16 protein-coding genes are annotated in these 17,340 nt (G+C 72.9%); 12 read left to right on the forward strand and 4 right to left on the reverse strand.

Features of this window, described 5'->3' with window-relative positions; genetic code table 11:
- Positions 1-8 precede the first annotated feature (8 nt).
- Positions 9-1,019 (reverse strand): Acg family FMN-binding oxidoreductase, encoded by a 1,011-nt coding sequence (locus MUY14_RS08665; protein ID WP_247025084.1) that lies wholly within the window; start codon positions 1,017-1,019, stop codon positions 9-11.
- Entirely contained in the window at positions 1,019-2,569 is a 1,551-nt protein-coding gene (locus MUY14_RS08670; RefSeq protein WP_247022322.1) for a bifunctional aminoglycoside phosphotransferase/ATP-binding protein, read from the reverse strand. The genes MUY14_RS08665 and MUY14_RS08670 overlap by 1 nt, the downstream gene beginning before the upstream one ends.
- A gap of 127 nt (positions 2,570-2,696) precedes the next feature.
- Between MUY14_RS08670 and MUY14_RS08675 the strand changes: the two genes are divergently transcribed.
- The 9 genes from MUY14_RS08675 to MUY14_RS08715 all read left to right on the forward strand — a co-directional run bounded on the left by MUY14_RS08675 (position 2,697) and on the right by MUY14_RS08715 (position 11,366).
- Positions 2,697-3,422 carry an ABC transporter ATP-binding protein gene (locus MUY14_RS08675; protein WP_247022323.1) on the forward strand — a complete coding sequence of 242 codons (726 nt, stop codon included), beginning with the start codon at positions 2,697-2,699 and terminating at the stop codon, positions 3,420-3,422.
- The gene (locus MUY14_RS08680; protein ID WP_247022325.1) at positions 3,419-4,153 is read left to right on the forward strand and encodes an ABC transporter permease; all 735 of its coding nucleotides are present in this window, start codon (positions 3,419-3,421) and stop codon (positions 4,151-4,153) included. The genes MUY14_RS08675 and MUY14_RS08680 overlap by 4 nt, the downstream gene beginning before the upstream one ends.
- 309 nt (positions 4,154-4,462) lie before the next feature.
- Positions 4,463-4,915: a hypothetical protein gene (locus tag MUY14_RS08685; protein ID WP_247022327.1), complete on the forward strand. Its 453-nt coding sequence runs from the start codon at positions 4,463-4,465 to the stop codon at positions 4,913-4,915.
- A complete protein-coding gene (locus tag MUY14_RS08690; RefSeq protein ID WP_247022329.1) occupies positions 4,834-5,616 on the forward strand; it encodes a hypothetical protein in 783 nt (260 codons plus the stop codon). Before MUY14_RS08685 ends, MUY14_RS08690 begins: the two co-directional genes overlap by 82 nt.
- The gene (locus MUY14_RS08695) at positions 5,585-6,034 is read left to right on the forward strand and encodes a DUF6292 family protein (RefSeq protein ID WP_247022330.1); all 450 of its coding nucleotides are present in this window, start codon (positions 5,585-5,587) and stop codon (positions 6,032-6,034) included. Before MUY14_RS08690 ends, MUY14_RS08695 begins: the two co-directional genes overlap by 32 nt.
- 14 nt (positions 6,035-6,048) lie before the next feature.
- Positions 6,049-7,038 (forward strand): Acg family FMN-binding oxidoreductase, encoded by a 990-nt coding sequence (locus tag MUY14_RS08700; RefSeq protein WP_247022332.1) that lies wholly within the window; start codon positions 6,049-6,051, stop codon positions 7,036-7,038.
- 147 nt (positions 7,039-7,185) lie between these two features.
- On the forward strand, positions 7,186-7,797 hold the full coding sequence (locus MUY14_RS08705; protein WP_247022333.1) for a hypothetical protein: 612 nt from the start codon (positions 7,186-7,188) through the stop codon (positions 7,795-7,797).
- Between the two features lie 1,034 nt (positions 7,798-8,831).
- Positions 8,832-9,623 carry a hypothetical protein gene (locus MUY14_RS08710; RefSeq protein WP_247022335.1) on the forward strand — a complete coding sequence of 264 codons (792 nt, stop codon included), beginning with the start codon at positions 8,832-8,834 and terminating at the stop codon, positions 9,621-9,623.
- An 861-nt stretch (positions 9,624-10,484) separates the two neighbouring features.
- On the forward strand, positions 10,485-11,366 hold the full coding sequence (locus MUY14_RS08715) for a ParB/RepB/Spo0J family partition protein (RefSeq protein WP_247022336.1): 882 nt from the start codon (positions 10,485-10,487) through the stop codon (positions 11,364-11,366).
- A gap of 8 nt (positions 11,367-11,374) precedes the next feature.
- Here the strand turns inward: MUY14_RS08715 and MUY14_RS08720 are convergent, their stop codons facing one another.
- On the reverse strand, positions 11,375-12,970 hold the full coding sequence (locus MUY14_RS08720; RefSeq protein ID WP_247022338.1) for a DUF692 family multinuclear iron-containing protein: 1,596 nt from the start codon (positions 12,968-12,970) through the stop codon (positions 11,375-11,377).
- A 100-nt stretch (positions 12,971-13,070) separates the two neighbouring features.
- Here MUY14_RS08720 and MUY14_RS08725 point away from each other — a divergent pair, with 100 nt between their 5' ends.
- Genes MUY14_RS08725 through MUY14_RS08735 form a run of 3 tightly spaced genes read left to right on the forward strand, consistent with a single transcriptional unit; the run spans position 13,071 to position 16,580 of the window.
- Positions 13,071-13,226 carry a hypothetical protein gene (locus MUY14_RS08725; RefSeq protein WP_247022340.1) on the forward strand — a complete coding sequence of 52 codons (156 nt, stop codon included), beginning with the start codon at positions 13,071-13,073 and terminating at the stop codon, positions 13,224-13,226.
- A gap of 52 nt (positions 13,227-13,278) precedes the next feature.
- A complete protein-coding gene (locus tag MUY14_RS08730; protein WP_281506270.1) occupies positions 13,279-14,364 on the forward strand; it encodes a nucleotidyltransferase domain-containing protein in 1,086 nt (361 codons plus the stop codon).
- Positions 14,361-16,580, forward strand: a complete 2,220-nt coding sequence (locus tag MUY14_RS08735) for a peptidylprolyl isomerase (RefSeq protein WP_247022342.1) — start codon at positions 14,361-14,363, stop codon at positions 16,578-16,580. Before MUY14_RS08730 ends, MUY14_RS08735 begins: the two co-directional genes overlap by 4 nt.
- Here MUY14_RS08735 and MUY14_RS08740 read toward each other — a convergent pair.
- The gene (locus MUY14_RS08740; RefSeq protein WP_247022344.1) at positions 16,503-17,339 is read right to left on the reverse strand and encodes an endonuclease/exonuclease/phosphatase family protein; all 837 of its coding nucleotides are present in this window, start codon (positions 17,337-17,339) and stop codon (positions 16,503-16,505) included. The genes MUY14_RS08735 and MUY14_RS08740 overlap by 78 nt on opposite strands.
- Between the last annotated feature and the right edge of the window lies 1 nt (position 17,340).

The raw sequence follows: 17,340 nt of genomic DNA on the forward strand, positions 1-17,340 counted from the left end.
CTCCTTTCCTAGTGGGACTGGAAATGCTTCGGGGCGGCTTCGAGCGGCTGCAGGACGTCGGCGAGGTCGCGGCGCGGTGTCGCGGGCAGCGGGTCGGCGTTGGCCGGTGCCCAGCCGACGCGCAGCACCATCTGCGGGAACGACCCGCCGGTGACGTGCTCGGTCACGGACTCGCGGACGTCGTGCAGCTCCAGCGGCTCGGTGAGCGGGCAGGACGAGAGGCCGAAGGCGTTGGCCGTGAGCAGCACGGCGCTCGTCGCTTCACCGGCGCGCAGGCGCGACATCCGGTCGTCGGACGCCGTGCTCAGCACCAGCAGCACGGTTTCGTCGTCCTCGGCCTTGGCGTCGGGCGGCTGGACGAGGAGGGGATCGGCGAACGGTCGGCTCCGCAGCGCGCCAGGTGTGTCGTCCGGGGCCGGGGTGTTCCGCGCGGGCACGCCGTCCGGCGAGATGTGGCGGCCGCTCCAGGCGGCCAGTTCGGTGCGGTAGGCCGGGTCGCCGGTGTGCCGCCGCGAGGCCTCCTCGATCGCCGTCGCCAGGTAGTAGCGCGCCGAGTTCTCGGCGACCTGCAGCACCGTGCCTTCCAGCGCGGCGGCCTTGGCCATGGCTTCGAGGTGCCCGCGCGGCACGGTCCACGAGCTGTGCCGGCGCCGGTCGGTGCGCCGCCGCGGGATCGCCGCCGCCATCGCGATCTCGTCCTGGTCCGGGTCGTGCCGGTGCAGCGTGACCGCGGCGAGGTGATCGGGTTCGTCCGGGTTCGGCAGCCGGTGGACTTCGGCGCCCCAGCCGAGAGCGGCGAAGCCCACCCGGAGGTGGTGCAGGGCCGCGCCGCAGCTGAGGATCAGGTCGCGGCCGTCCGGGTCGGTTTCGCGCAGCAGCCGGTCCTGGTCGGCGTAGAGGTGCAGGGAGCTCTGCCCGATGCGCCAGTACCACGGCTGGGAGTTGTGCACCGACGGCGCGCGGACCGCCATCGCCACCGCGGTCTTGACGGTGAAGTCGTCCGGAAGTCCTCGCTCCATCATCGGCCTGCCTCGGGATCGGGGGTGTCTTCGGCTTCGACCCTCGCACCGCCGGGTGCGCCGCGGGGAGGGCCGGAATGCCTTTGGCCGGGGGACTTTCGGTGTTCCGGCACCAGCGCCGCCAATGCCCGCGTGAGCGTTTCGGCCGGGCTGCCGGTCGTGGGCAGCGGATGCGCTTCGGGCCACGGGTCGGCGTCCGCGGCCATCCGGTGCGCGATCTCCGGGGTGGCGTCGGACAAGGCACCGGTCCGGGTCGTGAGCCGCCGCGCCGCGGTCTCCTCCGGGGCCTCGCAGCGCACGGCGAGCAGCGGGCTGTCCGTCCGGCCGGCCACTTCGGCGGCGAGTGCGCGGTGCCGGGCGGCGGTCCACGACGCGTCCAGCACCACGTTCTGGCCGAGTGCCAGCAGCTCGCCGGCGCGGCGCACGAGCTCGGTGTAGGTCGCGTCCGTGTGGCCGGTGTCGTAGAGACCCTGCCGGTAGCCCTCCGCGGCCCGCCGGACCGGTTCGAGCCCGGCCAGTTCCTTGCGCAGCCGGTCCGACTGCAGGAGCGTGGCGCCGAGCCGGTCGGCCAGGCCGCCGGCGATCGTCGACTTGCCGGTGCCGGGCTCCCCGCCGACGAGGATCAGGCGCACCCGGCCCAGCCGCAGGTGCCACACGGCGAGATCGGCGTAGTCGCGGGCCAGCGCGGCCGCTTCGGCGTCGCCCTGTGCGTGGCGCAGGCACGCCACCTTGACCCGGACGAACGCGCGGTAGGCGAGGTAGTGGTGCACCAGCGCCGGGGGAGCGGGGTCGCCGGTGAACTCGCGGTAGTCGAGCAGGAGCTGTGCACCCAGTTCGGGAGCGCCGAGCCGCTCGAAGTCCATGGCGAGGAAGGCGATGTCGTCGAGGACGTCGACGTGCCGGAGGTGGTCGTCGAACTCCAGGCAGTCCAGCACGCGGGGGCCGTCGTCGAGGCAGAAGACGTCGTCGGCGAGCAGGTCGCCGTGCCCGTCGACGACGTGTCCCCCGGCGATCCGGCGGTCGAACAGCGGCTCCCGGCCGGCCAGGAACTCCTCGGCGAGGGCTTCGATCTCGAGGGCGGTGGCCGCGCCGAGGACGTCGTCGTGGAACGGCCGGACCTGCTCGAAGCTGTCCCGCCACCGGTCGCGGACGGCGTCGCGGGTTTCGTCGGCGTCGATCTCCGGCCCACGGGCGGCTCGGGCGTGGAAGGCGGCGAGCTGCCGGGCCAGCCGCCGGGTCGTCACGTGCAGGGGCGCCCGCTCGCGGACGAGCGTGGAGAGCCGCCGGTCCTCGGGCATCCGGCGCATGACGACCAGGTGGTCGCGGACCTCGCCGTCCGGACCGGTGACGTCGGCGACGCCGAGGTAGACGTCCGGGGCCAGGCGCCGGTTCAGCTCGACCTCCCGGTGGCACACCCGTTCGCGCGTCCCGCGCGCGGAAAAGTCCAGGAAACCGAGGTCGACCGGCTTCTTCAGCTTGTAGGCGAGGTCTCCGACGAGGAAGACCGCGCCGATGTGGGTTTCGTGCACATCGGCCCAGGGTGCGTCCATGGCTCGAGCATCGGCCCCGGTCCCGGTCTCGCACCGGGGACGAAAGTCACCGGAGCCGGGGACCCCGGCCACCTGTCGCGGGCGGGGCGGGCGCTCACGATGGAGCCGTCGAGAGCGGAGGAGCGACGTGGACGAAGCGGCGATCGAGGTGGCGCACCTGCGGGTGGTCCGCGGCGGGCAGGAAGTCCTGCGCGACATCGGGTTCACCGTGCGCCGCGGCACCGTGACCGGCCTGCTGGGGCCCAACGGCTGCGGCAAGAGCACGCTGATGCGGTCGATCGTCGGCGTGCAGGTCGTCGAGGCCGGTGAGGTGACCGTGCTCCGCCGTCCGGCCGGCCGCCCCGAGCTGCGCAGGCGGATCGGGTACGCGACCCAGGAACCGGCGATCTACGCGGACCTGACGGTGCGCGAGGCGCTGCGCTACTTCGCCGCCGTCCTCGGCGCGGATCCGTCCGATGTGGACCGGGTGATCGCGGAGACCGGTCTCACCTCGTCGGCCCGGACACTGGTCGGCCGGTTGTCGGGCGGCCGGCGTGGGCGGGCCAACCTGGCGGTCGCGCTGCTCGGTACACCCGAGCTGCTGGTGCTCGACGAGCCGACGGTCGGCTCCGACCCCGAGCTGCGCGACGAGCTCTGGAAGCTGTTCCACGGGCTGGCGGCGGCCGGGGTCACGCTGCTGATCTCCAGCCACGTCATGGACGAAGCCGCCCGTTGCGACGAGATCCTCCTGCTGCACCAGGGGAAACTGCTGGCGCACGCGACACCGGAGGCACTGCGCGCCCGCACCGGCGCACCCGATCTCGAGCAGGCATTCCTCCGCTTGATCAAGGGCCGGGAAGGAGCCACGCGATGAGCGTCCCGATCGCGTTCGCCACCACCCGGCGCATCCTGACCCAGCTGCGGCACGACCCGCGCACGGTCGCGCTGATCATCGGTGTACCGACCCTGCTGATGATTCTCCTGCGCTACGTCCTGAACTCGGAGCAGCGCTTCAGCGCGATCGCCCCGGCGCTGCTGGGCATCTTCCCGTTCACGATCATGTTCCTGCTGACGTCGATCACGACGCTGCGGGAGCGGACCACCGGCACGCTCGAACGCCTGATGACGATGCCGATGGGCAAGCTCGACCTGCTCTTCGGCTACGCGCTGGCGTTCGGCATGCTCGCGACGCTCCAGGTCGTGGTGGCCGCCGGGGTCAGCCTGACCTGGCTCGGCCTCGGCATCGCCGGCTCGGTCTGGACGCTGCTGCTCATCGTCGTGCTCGACGCGCTGCTGGGCACCGCGCTCGGGCTGTTCGTCAGCGCGTTCGCCCGCACGGAGTTCCAGGCGATCCAGTTCCTGCCGGTGTTCGTGCTGCCGCAGTTCCTGCTGTGCGGCCTCTTCGTGCCGCGCGGCGACATGGGCTGGCTGCTCAACGCGCTCTCGGACGTGCTGCCGCTGTCGTACGCGGTCGACGCGCTCACGCAGGTCACGCGGTCGGCGGAGGTCGACGGCACGCTGGTCCGCAACATCGCGATCATCGCCGGCTGCGCGATCCTCGCGCTGCTGCTGGGCGCGGCGACCCTGCGGCGCCGCACCCCGTGAACGGGAGCGCGGTGGCCGCGGTGCTGCGCATCCGGCCGTTCCGGCGGCTGTGGCTCGTCCTGGGGGTCTCCTCCGTCGGCGACTGGCTCGGCCTGCTCGCCACGTCCACGTTCGCGGCCGGCCGGTTCAGCGCCCCGGCCGCCCAAGGCGCGGCGTTCGGTGGCGTGGTCGCGGTGCGGCTGCTGCCCGCTCTGGTGCTCGGGCCGCTGGCCGGCGTGCCGGCCGACCGCTTCGACCGGCGCCGCACGATGATCGTCTGCGACCTCGCGCGGTTCGCGCTCTTCGCCTCGATCCCCCACTGTCGGGCTCGTGACGAGCGACGCGGGCGTCGCCGTCGGCTGGGCCGCGGCCGCGACCTTCCTGATCGAAGCCTTCGCCATGGTGTGGTCGCCCGCCCGGGACGCCGCCGTCCCCACCCTGGTCCCGCGCGCGGAGCTGGAGGCGGCCAACCGGCTGTCCCTGGCCACCACCTACGGCGCCACACCGGTGCTCGCGGCCCTGGTCATGGCGGGGCTGCACGGGCTGCCGCGGTCCTGGACCGACCCGGTCACCGCGGCGCTCTACCTGAACGCCGCGACCTTCCTGGTGAGCGCCGGGGTGCTGGCGACGGGCATCCGCGAGCTCGGCGGCCGGACCCGGGTGGCCGCCCGGCCCGGGATCCGGCGTGAGCTGGGTGAGGCGTGGCGCTACGTGCGCCGGACGGGCCGGTGCGCGGGCTGGTCACCGGCATCTTGGTCGCCTTCGCCGGGGCAGGTGCCGTGATCGGCGCGATCCAGCGGTACGCGGGGGACCTCGGCGGCGGGTCCGTGGCGTTCCCGCTGCTCTTCGCCGCCCTGTTCGCCGGGATGGCGTTCGGGGTGGCCGGTGGCCCGGCCGTCGTGCACGCCCTCTCGCGCCGCCGCTGGTTCACGTTGTCCCTCGCGCTGGCCGGGCTGTCGCTCGCCGTCCTGGCGCTGGCCCCGGGACTCGCCGTCGCCGCGGCCGCTTGCGCGGGAACCGGGGCGGGCGCGGGGATGGCCTTCCTCGTCGGCTGGACCCTGCTGGGCGGCGAGGACGGCGACGACCTGCGCGGCCGGGTGTTCGGTTTCCGTGGAGGCCGGGGCCGGGTCGCACTGCTGGTGTCGATCGCCGGGGCGAGCGTGCTCGTCGGCCTCGGCCGGCTGCCGCCCGGTGTCCCGGCGGCCCGAATGGTGCTGCTCGGCGCGGGTCTGGGCGTGCTCACCGCGGGCCTGGCCGGCCTGCGGCGCATCGACGACCGGCCCGGCGTGCCGGTGCTCGCGGACCTGCTGCGGGCACTGCGGCGCCCAAGTGACCAAAGTCCCTCCCGAGGGGGCCGAACGACGCCATCCGCACGCGAGGCCGGAAACGTAACGTCGGCCCCCGGTGGGGACCGGTCCGATCCGGCCGGTGAACGTTGCGAGACGATGGAGGGTGATTCCCCTGCTGACCGGTATCGACCGTGACCACGGCCTGCGGAGCGGGCTGACCGGCTACCTGGCCGCGGTGAGCACCGCGGTCGGCGTGGGAGTGGAGTCCTGCACGATGGACCTCGACGATCCCGCCTCGGCGTACGTCGCCCTCGACGTGGAGCTGCCGCACCACCCCGGCCGCGACACGGCCCTGCTGTGGGACGAGCGCCACGGCTGGGCGTTCGCGATGGAAACCCATTCCGCCGAGGACCTGCTGGTGCTCGCCTACCTCGGCGGCGAGCTCGTACCCGCTCCGGCCCGCGTTCGCGGCTTCGTCGCCGCGATCCGGTCCGCCGGTGGCACCGTCGGCGAGCCCGTCCCACCGGACCTGCGCGGCGACCGCGGCGAACTGTTCGCCCGGCTGCGCGGCACGGCGACGACGTCGATTCCGTTCCTCTCCAGGGCTGGGTGATCAGCGTGTCCACAATGGATAGTCCCGATTGGACGCCGGCCGAGACCGAGGTGCTGGTCCGGTCGATGATGCGCGCGCCGTCGGTGCACAACACCCAGCCGTGGCTGCTGGACGTCGCACCGGGAGAACTTTCCGTGCGCGAGCGTGCCGAACCGGCCCTCCCGCACCACGACCCGGACGGACGCGACCGCGCCGCTTCCTGCGGTGCCGCCGTGGCCAACCTCGAGCTGGCCGTCCGCACGCTGGGCCGGACGGCCGAGGTCGCGTTCCTGCCGGACGACGGGCAGGCGGAGCTGGTGGCGCGCGTCGCCGTCGGCGGTGCCGAGGCGCCGAGCGTCGAAGAGCTGCGCCGCTACGGGGCGATCGCCCGCCGGGCCAGCCACCGTGCGCCGTTCGAAGGCCTGGTCGTGCCGGAGCCGGTGGTCCGCGAGATCGTCGCGGCCGGGGGAGCAGCGGGCGTCGAGGCGCGGCCCGTCCGGGAGGTCGCCGCCGTCGCCCGGCTGCTGCACTTCGCGGCGAGGAGCTTTCAGCAGGACGGCGGGTACCAGCGCGAGCTGTCCTTGTGGACGATCCGGGACGAGCGCGCCCACCACCACGGTGTCGGGCTCCCGGCCAGCCGTGTCCCGGCCGGCTCGGTGCCCTGGGCGGGTCTGGTCCGCCGGGCGACCGAGATCCCGCTGCCGGCCGAGCTGGAGCGTCGTCTGGCGGCCGAGACGCTGCTGCTGTTCGTGACCGCGGACGACGCGCGCTCCGACCACGTCCGCGCCGGCTACGCGATGGAACGGGCCTGGCTCGCGGCGGTCGACGTCGGCTTGGCGGCGGCGGTGCTGACGCAGCCGTTGCACCTGGAGCCCGTCCGGTCCGCGCTGTGCGAAGACCTCGGTCTGACCGGCTTCCCGCAGGCTCTCCTGCGCATCGGCTACACCGCGGAGGCCGATCCGGCCGCGCCACGACGGGCTGTCGAAGAGGTGCTGCGCCAGGGCTTTTCGCCGTCCGCGCACTGACTTCGGCCGCGAGCGCCCGAAGTCACCGGCGCCACGACGACCGAAATGGTCGCACGGCCCACGGTCCGGGGACTGTGGGCCCTAGGGCGGCGACCGTCCCTCCGGTGATGCTGGGTGCGCACGCCGAGACGAGAAGGGGCGGGACCGATGTACACGAGGATCCGGTTGACGCGGTTGTGGCACAGCCTCCGGCCCGGCCACGACTCGCCGGCCCGTCCTTCGGACCGGCTGCAGGCGAGGCTCCTGGCACTCGTCCTCCTGCTTTCCCTCGTGGCGGCGGCGGGAGCGGTGCTGCTGGGCATCGGCGTCTACTCGGGCGAACTGGCGAAGTCCCGTGAACAGCTGGCGACGCGGTACACGGTGACCGCGGTGCTGCTGACCGACGGCCCGCCACCGGCCCAAGCGGGCCGCGGCGGCACGTCGTACAGAACCGGCGCCACGCGGGCGACGTGGTGGACCCGGGAAGGCGAGCAGCGCGTCGGCGAGGTCGACGCCGCGGCGGGCACCGTCACCGGCCAGGAACTGGCGATCTGGGTGGACGCCACCGGCGCTCCGACCGTCCGCCCGCTGACCCCGGCGGCGGCGATCGTCGGCGCACCGCTCGCCGCCACGGTCGTGTGGACGGCTTTCGTGACTGCGCTCGCACTGCTCTACCGCGGCGTGGTCTTCGTGCTGGACCGGCTTCGCCTCGCCGCGTGGCAACGCGAGTGGACCACCATGCAGACCCGCCGCGACGACCAAAGCCCCGCCGGTTCGTGACCGACGGCCACAGCCTCCGGGGAGGGGGCAGGTGGGCGATCGTCGAACCCACCGTCCACTGAGGAGTGAGCACGACGGCCGCTGTCGTAACGGGTTTCTCGCCCCCGCTCGAGCTGTGCGAGGTGCTGGTTCCCGAGCCCGGCCCGGGGCAGCGGCTGGTCCGGGCCGGAGACGTGCGGGATCTGCCGCACCGACATCCACGCCGCCGCCCCTATTCGCCCGACGCTGGTCGCGGCAAGCACGCTCGAGCGAAGTAGCCCGGCCCGACCGGCAGCGCCTGATCCTGACGGCCCCCGTAGCCGATCGCCGGCGTGACGTGGGCTCCGGCGGGCAGTCCTGAGCAGCCTCGGCGGCGGGCGCGCCGGCCGGTCGGTGGCGAGCCGTTCGACGACGTTCATCAGGAAGGCGACTTCCCCGCCGGTGCGGTGGGGCCGGAACGGCGCCGCGAGCAGACACAGGCCGAGCGCCGCCGACGCGGGTGCCGGACCCGAGAACGCGGCGGCCGATTGCGTTGCGCCGGTCGCCGCGGCCGCTGTCGTCAGCACTCGGATTCCCACCCGGGAGCTCGGCGCAGGAGCCGCCAGACCGGGCTCGAGGTCGGCGACGTTCCGAGCAACTTGGATCACAGCGAAGCCAAGGAGCTCCACCAGCGGATGAGCAGCAGGAGCCGGATAGGAGGTGAACGGGCCGTCCGTGCCGTGGACGACGGCGACGACCGCGATGCCCAGTCCTGCCGGTCCGGCGAGCCGGCGCAGCAGACGTCGCCCGATGGGCATCCGGGGGAATCGCGTGCAGGTTCGCTCGATTGGCGCATCCAGGGCCGGGAGAGCCAGCTGGCCGTATAACGCTCTATGCGTCGACGCGTGACGGTGAACCGCACCACGTTGTTCCTGGTAGCGCTGACGCTGGTTGATCTTCACGGACGGTGGGAGGGCTCGCGGGGCACCGTTGCTCTGGAGCGGGCAGGATGTCGTGCGGGGAGTCGTGCTCGTCGGACGCGCGATCCCTTTCCCGGCCCGAGGATTGGACGCGCAATGGGACGCTCGTCGGTGTTCACCTTCCAGTACATCGCCATCGACACGGAGGCTGGTGTCACGCCGGAAGAGTTCGAGACCTTCGTGCGTGGTGAAGGCGTTCACCTGCCCTTGTACCCGGGGTGGCGGTGGACTCTGCTGCGCGGGTTGCGCGGAGAGCGGACCGGGCAGTACCTGATGTTGTACGAGATCGAGAGCGCCGAGCAGCGCGACCGCTACGTCACGGCCCGGGGTGAGCAGACCGAACTGGCCCGGCTGTTCTGGGCGCGGCACCCGGAGGCGGAGGCGGTGCTGGCGCGGTGGCGGCGGCTCGGCACGTTCGGTGAGCTGCCGACGCTGTTCACCGACTACCGGCTGCTGGCCGACAATCCGCGGAGCACCGTCGCGCCCGGCCCCCGCTACCGCGACCGCCCGGGGGAGGAGCCCGTCGCCCGGGTCATCGGGATCCACAACCTGGCGTTGCGCGCCGGTGTGACCGAGGAGGTGTTCGACCGCTTCATCGCCGAGAACCACCACCGGATCGACGACTACCCGGACTGGCGGTTCCACGTGCTCAAGGGCGAGCGGGGCAACCGCCTCGACCAGTACGTGATGATGATGGAGATCGCGAGCCTGGACGCGCTGGACGTCTTCTACCCCGAGCCCGACATCGCCACCGGCGAGGCCGCGGAGTTCGCGTCCGCCCACCGCGACACCAAGCAGATGTACGAGGAGTGGAAGCAGCTGGCCTCGTTCTCCGGCTCACCGCAGATCTACACGGACTACCTCGCCGTCGCGGAGAACCCGGCGTAGTCCCGCACGACCGGGACGGGCCCGGGATCGAGTGGTGGTGAGTGCGGAGCCGTTCGAGCATGGCGTGGTGATCTCGGCGCGGGCGTCCGGGTAGGTGACGACGGTGAGGTCGGTCAGGTTGGTTCAGGCGAAGGCGGTGCGAAGGGCCGCGGGCCAGAGCGCCGGCAGGACTCGATCGGGCTTGTCCGGCTCGCCACGCGCGGTACCACCGCGGCGGTAGGGAAGCTGGTCACGCTCGGCGCTCTCGCCCCCCTGTCCCTCCGCAGGAGGGCCACGGGTGATGTCGTGTGGAGGGCGTCGATGGTGTCGTGGAACCGGTGCGGCACAAACCTTCGGCGCTACCGGACGTGCTCGAACGGCGCTTCGTCGAAGGCTGCTGCGGCCACGTCGAGTGACCGACGGGTTTCTCGTGTCGGTCGTCCAGACCAGTGGTTGAGCCGAGCGGGTGAAGCCGGCCGTCGGGGCTAAACGGCACACGGCGGACGAACGTGCTCGCGGAGAACGGTCCGGCAAGCCGAGAGCAGGGGAGTGCCGATGCAGCTGTGCGGGTCGCCATCGTATGTCCTTAGTGGACAAATGTGTTCTCCGGCCGCGAGACCGTTGCGCCTGCGGGCATGCCGGGACGACGGCGTGTCCCGATGCCGCTTTTCCGATGGTAGCGCGGGCAGGTCCGGTCACCTACCTTCGGTGCCTGGGTGATCGTCGGTTGCCGGTGCCGCGTGCGTGCGGATGACGAGGCGGGAGACGCGTTCGGGGGTGCGCATGGATGACGAGCCTGTGGAGACCGGTCGGGGGGACGCCGTCGTACCGGGGATCCGGTCGGTGCTGGAGCGGACCGACGCCGCCGTCGAGGATGTGCCGATGAGCAGGCTTTTCCCGGCCGACTCCCCTCGGCTCGGCGGGGAAGACCTGCGGCACGTCGAGCTGCTCGCCGAGTCCGGTGGCCCGCTTCCGCCGATCCTCGTCCACCGCTCGTCGATGCGCGTGATCGACGGCATGCACCGGCTGCGGGTGGCCCAGTTGCGCGGGGACCAGACGATCGCTGTGAGGTTCTTCGACGGCAGCGACGACTTCGCTTTCGTGCTGTCCGTGGCCGCGAACATCGCGCACGGGCTGCCGCTGTCGCTGGTCGACCGGCGGGCTGCGGCACGTCGGATCGTGACGTCGCGGCCGGACTGGTCGGACCGCGCCATCGCCGCCGCCACCGGGCTGGCGGCCAAGACGGTCAAAGGTATCCGGCAGAGTGCAACCGCGGACCTTCCGCAGTCGAACACCCGGCTCGGCCGCGACGGGCGGATGCGGCCGGTGAGTGCGGCCGAAGGTCGGCGGGTCGCCGGCGAGATCTTCGCGGCCCGCCCCGACGTCTCGCTGCGCGAGGTCGCCCGCATCGCCGGCATCTCGACCGGGACCGCCCGCGACGTCCGGATCCGCCTCTCGAACGGGGGGTCGCCGGTACCCGGGCCACCGGCGAGGCCGGATCAGGGGCCGGCCCGGTCCGAAAAGGACTCCGCGTCGATCCTGCGGGCCTTGCGGACGGATCCCTCACTGAGGCATTCCAACGCCGGCCGGCTCCTGCTGCGGTGGCTGCACCGCAAGGCGGTCGACCGGCACGGCTGGCGGGATCTCACGAGCATGGTCCCCGGGCACTGCGTCGGCGTCGTCGCCGAGCTGGCCCGTGCCTGTGCCCATGAGTGGGGGCGGTTCGCCGACGAACTGGAGCAGCGGGACGATGCCCCGGTGTGACGGCTCGATCAGTCGCCCGAGCAGCAGCGGGCGGTGCCGCACACCGGGGGTTCCTCATCGCGGCCCGGCGCGGACGGCCGTGAGGTCGGTGCCGTCTTTCCCCGCCGCGCGAACCGGCCGTCGCCCAGGTACACCAGTGTGATCCGCTCCGCGAGCCCGGACAGGGTGACCGCCGGGTCCGCGGCACCCTTCGCCGCGCGGTCGACGTCCACGCCGAACTGCTGCTCCCGCTCGGCACCGCCGTCCGCGACACAGGTGTTCATCCACGTTTCGCAGCGCAGGAGTTCGTGCACGTTCCGGGCTTCGGCCATGTCGGGCAGCAGACTGTGGAAGGCGTCCGTGACGTTGGTCAGGTCCATCGGGCGGCTGCCGTCGAGGCCGTCGATCAGCCGGCCGTACAGCTGCTCTGCTGACCACCCGGCCAGGCGGCGCACCCAGGACGCCGTCACCGGGAAGTACGACGCGATGCCGTCGCCGACGACGAGCAGCCGGGACTGCCGGTCGTAGTCCCACCGCCGGCGTTCCGCGGTGGCGAACGCGTCGAGCAGCTCCGGCCCCTGTTCGTGCAGGCGGTCACCGGATATCGGCCGGTCGGAGTGCAGGAGGTCGAACAGCGCCACGGCTCGGACCTTCGCGGTCTGCCTGCTCTGCGCGAGCGGCTCGGCCGCGGTCTCGGTTGCGTTCCCGTCGAGCCACGCACGCACCGACGGGCGTTCCCGGGTGGCCTGCAGCCTGCGCAGCGCGCGCTCGGGGCGGCGGGCGCCGAACAGCTCGAGCGCGATCGCACGGAGGTGGGGCGCGGTGGCGATCACCTCGTCGATCAGGTCGAAGCAGACCGACACGACTTCCCGGTCCCCGTGGTCGTCCTGGTAGAAGAACCCTTCCCGCACCAGGTCGATGCTCCCGCCCGCGAAGTGGATCTCGGTGACGTGCTGCCAGGGGATCCGGTGGAAGTCGGCGGTGGCGGAGGCACCGCGGGCCAGCTGGTAGCTGAGCACGTGCCCGACGTCTACGCACATCCCGCAGCCGGTGGCCGTGCACAGGCGGTCGAAGAACTCGAAAGCGTTCATGTCGCCGAGCACGTACGACATGGGCGGGAACTCCGCGTTGAACGGGCGTCCGAGGATGCGCTGCACCCGGGTGACGTTGTCGATCGTCACGGCGAGGGTGTCGGCGGTCAGCGGCAACGGCATGAAGTGCGGGTACACGTGCCGTTCGCTCATCAGCCAGACACCCAGGTCCTCGGTGACCCACGGCGAGCCGCTCACCCGCAGGAGCTCGCCGAGCTCCGCGAGGTCGTGCTCGGTCGGCGGCTCGGCGTAGACCGGATTGACATTCGTACTGTGCACCAGCACCGTCGCGTGCCCGGCGAGCTCGCGCACACCGCGGCGGGAGAACCCGCCCTGTCCCTGGCGTTCGTGGCGGCGGCGGACGTCGGCGTACGGGACCGGCCCGCGCCGCCGCGCGCTCGGGGCGGTGACCTCGAAGAAGTCCACGCCGGCTCGAGCCGGGTCGAGATAGGCCTCGTGGAAATCGGACGGGTTCATGCCGATCCCCAGCCCGTACCGCGGAACGTCGGCGAAGTAGTCCGGGCCGAACTCCATGCGGGTCAACCTCCGTGCGTCGGGATGTCCGCCGACCTTAACCATTCACCCGGCACCGGAACACTTCTCAGCCCGGCCCGCCTTCGTTATCGTCGATCGCATGACAACTGACAACACGCCGGAAGAAGTTCCCCGCCACAACGACGACGATCTGCAGGAAATCGAGTTCTCGGCATTGGAGCCGGACGACGCCGCGGCCCTGGAGAACCGGGTCTACCTGTTGGGAGTGCACGCCGACGGTCCGCGCGGACTGTAGCGCGGCGGTGATCACGGCCCACACCGGAGCCGGAGCGGAGTCCGCGCGCCGTGTGGACGGGGAATCTCGTTCCACACGGCCCGGCTCCGCCGGCAACGACACTTTTTTCCTCGCGCGGCGGGCCGCGCGGGAATTGGCGGACCGCCCCGGCGTCATCGGCGCATTTGTCGTGGGCGGTATTGCGCAGGGATTGCACACCCCGAACAGTGATATCGACATCCACCTCGTCGGCGGCGATTCACCGGCGCCGCGGACGCAGTTCGGCATCGGCCGGACCCGCGTCGACGTGCACCAGGTGCCGCTCACCCGGCTGGCCGCGCTCGTCGACGCGGTGACGGCCGCCGATGTGGCCGATGCGCTCGCCCCGACCGTGCCGACCGCAGACCTCGAACTGCTGGCCAGGGTGTCGCAGGCGGACGTCGTGGTGGCCTCCGATGCGCTGCGAGCCCTCCTGGACCGGCTGGCCACGAGTGCCCCGGCCGTGCGCCGGCAGCTGCTGCGACACTGGCTCACGACCGCGCACCTGTGGTGGGAGGACCACGACGGCTTCCTCCGCATCGGCGAGCAGGACGGCGCGCTCGACGCGGCGCGGCGGAGCCTCGTCGCGGCGGGCAAGGCGGTGCTGGTCGCCCGCGGCGACCTCCACCCGGCACCGAAGTGGGTGTGGCGGCAGCTGGACCGCTCGGCGCCGCGCGGGTTCCCCACCGAACTGTTCCGGGCACTGGGCCGGGCCGATCTTGCCTCCGCGCGTGACGGGGTGACCACTGCCGACCTCGAACAGCTCCTGCAGACCTGCCTGCTGGCCGCGGCCACGGTCGGCTGGCACGGCGGTGCCCTGGCGGACTGGACGCACTGGCAGCGGGGGAGCGGGGCTTTGGCGCGGGCGGCCGGCTGGCACCCCCGAGCGGCGGTCACCGGGGTGGTGGCCGCTCTCGCGGGCCGCCGCCGAGTCGCCCTGCGCCCGGACGCGGCACTGGTGTGGGCCTTGAGCGGTGGCGTGACGGACGAGGAACTGGCCGAGCGGATCCGTGCCGTGGGCGCGGAACTTCCGGTCTACGCGAACCTGACCGCCGCGCGCCGCGAGGTCGTCGTGGCGCGGCTGCTCGCGTCGGGACTGCTGGTCCGGGACCGCGGATGACCGATATCGAACTCCGGTTCCGGGAGAGCGCCGTCCTGGACCTCTTCCTCGCCCTGCACCGTGAACTGAAGGGCCGGATGCCCTGGGAGATCGGCCTGGTGCAGAACCCGCCGGTGGCCGACATCGCGCGGTTCCGCACCGCTCTTCGTGCCCTGCGCGGCAACGGTGCCGACACCCTGCCCGCCTGGCTCGCGACCGCGCACGACATCGCCGAGCTGTCCGGCCCGTCGCCGGCCGCACCCGCCGCGATCGCGGAACCGGTCGGGGCCGCGCTCACGGCCGCGGCGCCGGTCCTCATGCCGGTCATCGACCGATGGGCTGGCCGGCGGACGGCCGCGGCGGTCGAAGTCGCCCGGCTCCTGCCGTTCGACCGGATCGAACCGCTGCTGCGGAACGCGCTCGGTGTCACCGACGGCCCGCCGCTGTCGCTGGCGCTGCACTTGGTGCCCTACGCGCCGCATTCTCCGGGTGTCGGGTTCCTGACCGAGGGTGGCAGGCCTGCCGCCGCCTACGCCGACTGCCGTCGCTTCTCCGGATCCACCCTCGCCGACTGCGTGCTCACGCTGGTCTGCTGGGCGCTTCTGACCACATCGGACGGTCCCGCCACCCTCACCGCGGAGCTGGCCGCGCGGCTGCCCGGGGCGACGCCTTACGCACGCAGGCTCCGCGCCGTGCTGATCAAGCTCCTCGTCGAGTACACGGCCGGGCACTTCGTCGCGGCGGAAGAACCCACGCACCGCGCGTGCGTGGACGTGCTCGGGTCCGCCTGGCGCTTCCCCCGGCTCGTCGCGGTGGTCGAGCGGCACTGGGGCGCGTTCCTCGCGGGGCGGATGAGCCGTGAAGAGGCACTGTCCGCATTGGCCGGGGAAGTAGCCTCGCACCGGCCACAGTGGTACGTCGACCACGTGGACGGGTCGTCCCTGGCCGCCGACTTCTACCTCCTCGAAATGATGACGGCGGGCGGCGACCGCGAAGCCGGGATCCGGCTCGCGCGCTGGGTGCCCCGGCTCGCCTACTACTTCGCCCGCCAGCTCGACCTGATCATCGGCCTGGAACTGGGGCACTACGAACGCGCGCACACCGACCCCCTCCCAGACCCGCTCGTGACGTTCATCAGGCAGGTGACGTCCGAGTCGAGCTCGGTCGCCTGGGCGCGGGTGCGGGCGGAACTGGGCCAGGTGCGGGCCCTGTCCCTGGCGGCGGACGCGTTCGCCGGGCCCGGCACCGAGTACGGCGGCCGGCTCTGGGCTCCGGTCGCCACGCTGCTGCGCGCGTACGTCTGCCACGAGCTGTCCGAGGCGGTCTTCGTCGACCAGTGCTTCACCATGGAGCACAACAACGGATCGCTGTTCGACAAGTTCTTCCTGACCGAGGACATGCCCGCGGTGCTGGACGCGCAGGCGGCGGGCGACGTCGACGTCCTGCTGGCGCACGCCTCGGCCGAGGTCCGGTGCCGGTGGCAGGGCTACGCGCGCGGCAAGCTCCGCGCCGCCGACCCCGCATGGGCCGCCGGCGGCGCCGCGGTTCCGCTCCCGGCCCCGTCCGCGGCTCCACTGTGGACGACCTGCACGATCACGGCGGGCACGCCGGGCGCACTCGGGTGCGGCAGTTCCGCGACGGCCGAAGAGATCCGCGGGCCGGGACGCCGGCCCGATCCGCGGCCGGTGCACGTGCGCGACCGGGTGCTGCGCAAGCCCATCTCGTTGCCGCTGCGCCGCTACGTCGGTGTGAGGGCGACGCTGCTGACGAACCTGGGGCCGGTGACCATGAACCTGTGGCCCGAGCTGGCCCCGTACTCGGTGGACAACTTCGTGCGCCTCGCCGAGGGCACCCGCCGGTGGAAGGACCCGCACACCGGGCGGGACGGGGACGGCGGCTTCTACGACGGCACGCGGTTCTTCCGGCGGGTGCCCGGGTTCCTGGTGCAGGCCGGGGACCGGACCGAGACCGGCCAGGGTGGTCCCGGCTACCGCGTGCCGGACGAGCCGGACGCCCGGCGACCGTTCGACCGGCCGTTCCTCGTCGCGCTGTCGAACCTGGGCCCGGCCAGCTCCGGTTCGCAGTTCTTCGTCACGCTGGCTCCCGCCGAGCACCTGTCCGGCTACTTCAACCAGTTCGGGGAGATCGCCGACGACGCCTCACGGTCCGTGCTCGCCTCGATCGCCGTGGCCGAGCAGCCGCCGGTCGTCGAGTCCGTCGCCGTGGCGGTCTGGTGACCGCCGTACGGCGACGAGGTCGACCACGACCGCGGCGTGGTCCGACGCCCACAGCGCGTTCCTCGGCTCGTCGGCGGCCACCGCTGCCGACCGGACCGTGAGGCTGCCGCCGGCGCCGACGAGGACGTAGTCGATCCGCACGGACATCGCGCCACCCGGCGCCTCCGCATCCCCGGTCAGCCAAGTGTGCCCGGGTCCGGCGGCACCGGGCCACGCGTCGGTGAAGTGGCCGCGCACGGCGTCGAGCACCGGTGACGCCGGGCGGGCGTTGAAGTCTCCGGTGAGCACCGCGGGCAAGTCGCCGGGGCCCCAGTCCACGGCCGCCCGGCACAGCCGCTGCACCTGGTCGCACCGGAAGCGGACGTCACCGTGGGCGGACAGGTGGGCGGTGTGGAACGGCAGCAGGCCGTCCGGGGTGCGGACCAGGGCGCTCAGCGCGGTCCTGGCGTGCGCGTCGGACAAGATCGTGACGCGCGTCCGCTCGATCGGCCACCTGCTCAGCACGGCGGTGCCGTGCCGGACCGAGTCGTCCCGGATCCGCCGCTGCCAGTACCGCTGGTTGCGCGCCGGGCCCCACGCCCACCGCAGGCCCAGCTCGCCGGCCAGCGACTCGGCGAGGTTCTCCTCGTCGTCCTGCCACACCTCCTGCAGACCGCAGATGTCGGGCGCGGTTTCGGCGAGGACTTCCAGGATGAGCCGGCGCCGTGCCCGCCAGTCGCCGAACCGCCACCACAGGTTCCAGCTGAGTACCCGGACCACG

The sequence above is a fragment of the Amycolatopsis sp. FBCC-B4732 genome, from assembly GCF_023008405.1.
Taxonomy (GTDB): Bacteria; Actinomycetota; Actinomycetes; order Mycobacteriales; family Pseudonocardiaceae; genus Amycolatopsis; species Amycolatopsis pretoriensis_A.